The 4,427-nt window shown below is 73.8% G+C and carries 5 protein-coding genes; all 5 read right to left on the bottom strand.

The features are described 5' to 3' along the window. A partial coding sequence (locus DQW06_RS07795; protein ID WP_157983372.1) for a response regulator transcription factor occupies positions 1-375 on the bottom strand: 375 nt, incomplete at its 3' end. Next, positions 372-1,700: a sensor histidine kinase gene (locus tag DQW06_RS07790; RefSeq protein WP_198662401.1), complete on the bottom strand. Its 1,329-nt coding sequence runs from the start codon at positions 1,698-1,700 to the stop codon at positions 372-374. The genes DQW06_RS07795 and DQW06_RS07790, both read right to left, overlap by 4 nt. After that, a complete protein-coding gene (locus tag DQW06_RS07785) occupies positions 1,697-2,551 on the bottom strand; it encodes an ABC transporter permease (RefSeq protein WP_117198218.1) in 855 nt (284 codons plus the stop codon). The genes DQW06_RS07790 and DQW06_RS07785 overlap by 4 nt, the downstream gene beginning before the upstream one ends. Next, positions 2,548-3,453, bottom strand: a complete 906-nt coding sequence (locus tag DQW06_RS07780; protein WP_013151404.1) for an ABC transporter ATP-binding protein — start codon at positions 3,451-3,453, stop codon at positions 2,548-2,550. The genes DQW06_RS07785 and DQW06_RS07780 overlap by 4 nt, the downstream gene beginning before the upstream one ends. Positions 3,454-3,641: 188 nt before the next feature. Then, a complete protein-coding gene (nucS, locus tag DQW06_RS07775; RefSeq protein WP_013151405.1) occupies positions 3,642-4,319 on the bottom strand; it encodes an endonuclease NucS in 678 nt (225 codons plus the stop codon). Between the last annotated feature and the right edge of the window lie 108 nt (positions 4,320-4,427).

Here is a 4,427-nt window from a genome sequence, read left to right as displayed (position 1 = left end):
CAGGACGGTCTCCCCGCGCGCCGCGGCGCGCACGGCCTCGGCCAGCTCCGCGCGCGGCGTGTCCTTGAGCAGGTACCCGGTGGCGCCCGCCTCCACCGCGCGCAGGATGTCGGCGTCGGTGTCGTAGGTGGTGAGCACCAGCACGTGCGCGCCGGGCCGCTCGGCGCTGATGCGCCCGGTGGCCTCCACGCCGTCTCCACCGGGCATGCGCAGGTCCATCAGCACCACGTCCGGCTCCAGTTCGGCCGTCCGCACGACCGCCTCGGGGCCGGAGGCGGCCTCGCCCACGACGGTGAGGTCGGCCTCGGCGGCGAGCATGCCGCGGATACCCTCGCGGACCACCGGGTGGTCGTCGACCAGCAGGACACGGATCACGGTGCGCACTCCTCGTCGCCTCGGGGGGTCTGCGGGGGCAGGGGCAGCGACATCCGGACGCGGGTGCCGCGCCCGGGGGCGCTGCCGACCTCCACGGCGCCTCCGGCGTCGTCGGCCCGGCGCCGCATGTTCGCCAGCCCGTTCCCGGGCGCGGTCCGCCCGGGGTCGAAGCCGACGCCGTCGTCGGCGACGGTCAGCTCCACCGGACCGGGGCTCCCGTCGGGGGCCCGCGTGTACTCCAGGGCCACCCGCACGTGCCCGGCCCGGGCGTGCCTGCGGACGTTGGCCAGGGCCTCCTGCGCGGTGCGCAGCAGACAGATCTGCAGGTCGTTGGACAGGGCGGCCGGTGCGCCGAGCACCTCGGTGTCCACGGGGACGCCGAGCTCGCCGCCCAGCCGGGAGGCGATCCTGTCCAGGGCGGCCTCCAGGGTCTGGCTGTCCAGGCCCACCGGCTGGCGGGCGGCCACCATGGCCCGCGCCTCGGCGAGGTTCTCGGCGGCGGTCTCGCGCATCAGGGCGAGGTGGCGCCGGGCCAGCTCCGGGTCGGAGTCCATCTCCGACTCCACCGCCTGGGTCAGCGCGACGATGCTGGTGAAGCCCTGGGCCAGGGTGTCGTGCACCTCGCGGGCCAGGCGCTCGCGCTCGGCCATGGCCCCGGTCTCCTCCGACAGCCGCACGACCTCCAGGCGGCTCTCGCGCAGTTCCCTGATCAGGTTGGCCCGCTCGTAGCTCTGCTCGATGATCCGTCCCAGCCAGCCGCCGAACCACAGCGTGTAGCCCACCATCACGCCGTTGATCAGGAGGTTGACGGCGATGTCGTCCCACTCGCTCAGCCCGAGCAGGCCGCGCAGCGGCATCGGGACCAGCAGGATCGCGCCTACCGTCGAGACGGCGGCCGGGACCGGGGAGGTGATGAAGCACAGAGGGGCCACCGCCACGACCAGGAAGGTCAGGGCGGGGTTGACCGTCACCGCGGGCAGGCACAGCACGAGCAGGACGGCCATGAGGACCGCCGGGCGGATCCGCTCCTCGCGCATCACCAACCGCCTGGCGAACAGGTAGTACACGGCCGTCACCGCGGCCATGAGCCCCACGAGCGGCCACCGCCAGAAGGGGTCGCTGGTGACCAGCGCGATGGCCGCCATGGCGGCCATCACGGAGGTGAAGTACACGTCCCACCACACGCCCAGGTCCCAGGCGTGCCGTTCGTCGCGCCCCTCCTCCCCGGCCGGGGCGCCTTCCCCGGACGGGGCGTCGCCGGGCCCGGGGGACGGCGCGGGCGTGGCGTGGCCGCCCCCCGGAGCCCGTGCGGCCACGGCGATCACCCGTCCTTCCGCGTCTTCCACCGGAACGTCAGCAGTACCAGCGCCAAGCCCACCACACACCACACGCCCAGCGCGAGGGCGACCCCGGACAGGTCCCACGAACCGCCGGGTTCGAGGGCGGCCATCTCGGCGGGGAAGAACGCCGCGCGCAGGCCCTGCGCCATCCACATCAGCGGGAAGAGCGCGGCGGCGTCGAGCACCCAGTCGGGCAGGGCGACGACGGGCACGAAGATCCCCGAGATGAACTGCAGGATCAGGAAGGGCACGACCACGATGCCGGAGGCGGAGCGGACGTTGCGGGCCAGGGAGCTGACCGCGATGCCCAGCAGCGAGCAGGAGACGGTGCCCAGCACGAACACCCACCCGAGCGTCGCCCAGGCGGCGGGCCCGTCGGGCATGCGCGCCCCGAAGGGCAGGACGGCCACGCCCAGCAGCAGGACCAGCTGGCCCAGGGCCAGGAACAGCACCACCACGGTCTTGCCGACGAAGTAGGCGGTCGGGGGCATCGGCGTGCCGCGCAGGCGGCGCAGACCGCCCCGCTCGCGCTCGTTGGCGATGCCCAGGCCCAGCTGCTGGAAGCTGACCGACATCAGGCCCATCGCCACCAGGCCCGGCAGGTAGTAGTCCACGGCGGGCATGCCCATGTCGAACATGCCGTCGAAGATCGACGAGAACATGACCAGGATCAGCGCGGGCAGGGAGAAGGTGAAGATCACGCTCTCCCACTCGTGCGTGAACTCGCGGATCTCCAGCCAGCCCCGGGACAGCCCGACGCGCAGCGCGCCGGGCAGGCGTCCGGAGGGGGCCGGCACGGCGGGGTCCGTGGGAGTGCGGTCGGTCGCGGTGCTCACGCGGACACCTTCCTCTGGGCGGGGCGGCCGTCCCTGCCGTCGCCCTCCCCGCGGTTCCGGTCCTCCTCGCCGATCAGGCCCAGGTAGACGTCCTCCAGGGTGGGGCGGTGCACGCTCAACCCCGGGACCTCACCGGAGAACAGGGCGGACAGCTCGCCCACCACCCGGGCGGGCTCGTCGGTGCGGGTCTCGCGGCGCTGCCCGTCGACCGTCCAGCCGACGGTGGCCCGGGCCGAGGCGCGCCCGCCCAGGGTGGCGGGGGATCCCTGCGCGCGCACCCTGCCGCGCGCGACCACGCACACGCGGTCGGCGAGCGCCTCGGCCTCCTCCAGGTAGTGCGTGGTCAGGACGATGGTGGTGCCGCCCCGGGCCAGGTCGCCGATCAGCGTCCAGAAGTCGCGCCGGGCCCCGGGGTCGAAGCCGGTGGTGGGCTCGTCCAGGAAGAGCAGTTCCGGCCTGCCGATGATGCCCAGGGCCACGTCCAGGCGGCGGCGCTGGCCGCCGGACAGGGACGTGACCCGCGCCCGGGACTTCCCGCCCAGACCGACCAGGTCGACCACCGCGTCGGGGTCGCGGGGGGCGGGGTAGTAGCCCGCGAAGTGGCGGACCACCTCGCGCACGGACAGCTGGGGGATCAGCGTCTCCCCCTGCCACACCACCCCGATACGCGAGCGCCACCGGCGACCGGCGGCGCCGGGGTCCTCGCCCAGTACGCGGACGGTGCCGTCGTCGCGGCGACGGAAGCCCTCCAGGATCTCGACCGTGGTGGACTTGCCCGCGCCGTTGGGGCCGAGGAGGGCGAAGACCTCGCCGCGCCGGACGCTCAGGTCGACTCCGGCGACGGCCTCGTCGTCGCCGTACTTCTTGCGGAGGCCGTGGACCTCGATCGCTGTCTCGCTCATGCCACCGACTCTCCCGCGGGCGGGACCCCCGGGGTATCGGCCGCCGGGTCGCACCCGTGTCCTCCGGATGGAGGACGCCACCCCGACCAAGGGAGGGGGCGGCCCCGGGAGCGGGGGCTCCCGGAGCGGACGCGGACGGGCCCCGGGCGCGCGCTCGCGCCCGGGGCCCGTCAGGAGAAGGGGGCCGCTCAGAACAGGCGGAGCACGTCCGGCTCGATCCCGCGCAGCTCGTCGTAGTCCAGCACCACACAGGCGATGCCGCGGTCCTCGGCGAGCACACGGGCCTGCGGCTTGATCTCCTGGGCGGCGAACACGCCGCGCACCGGTGCGAGCTGCGGGTCCCGGTTGAGCAGTTCCAGGTAGCGGGTGAGCTGTTCGACGCCGTCGATGTCGCCGCGGCGCTTGAGCTCCACCGCGACGGTGGCGTTGGCGCCGTCCCGGCACAGGATGTCCACCGGGCCGATCGCCGTGGGGTACTCGCGGCGGATGAGGGTGTAGCCGTCGCCGAGGGTGGTGATGTGCTCGGCCAGCAGCTCCTGGAGGTGGGCCTCCACACCGTCCTTCTGCAGGCCGGGGTCCTTGCCCAGCTCGTGCGAGGAGTCGTGCATGACCTCCTCGACGGTCAGCACCAGCTTCTCACCGGACTTGCCGTGGGTGACCGTCCACACGTCGGGTCCGTCGGCGACGGTCTCCTCGCGCAGCTTGCAGGGCGGGTTCATCCAGTTCAGCGGTTTGAACGCCCGGTCGTCGGCGTGGATGGACACGCTCCCGTCGGCCTTGATGAGGATCAGGCGGGGAGCCATGGGCAGGTGGGCGGTGAGGCGGCCGACGTAGTCGACACTGCACCGAGCGATGACGAGACGCACGAAACGTCACGTTACCGCCTCCGCCGCACGCGCGGGGCGCAACCGCGTATCGTCCGCCCTCCCCGTTCGGCGCTGGCGACCGCACCCACAGGGATGTGCCCCCGAGGG

The sequence above is a fragment of the Nocardiopsis sp. TNDT3 genome, from assembly GCF_003427465.1.
Classification (GTDB): domain Bacteria; phylum Actinomycetota; class Actinomycetes; order Streptosporangiales; family Streptosporangiaceae; genus Nocardiopsis; species Nocardiopsis dassonvillei.
This window is presented reverse-complemented; position numbering and strand designations above follow the sequence as displayed.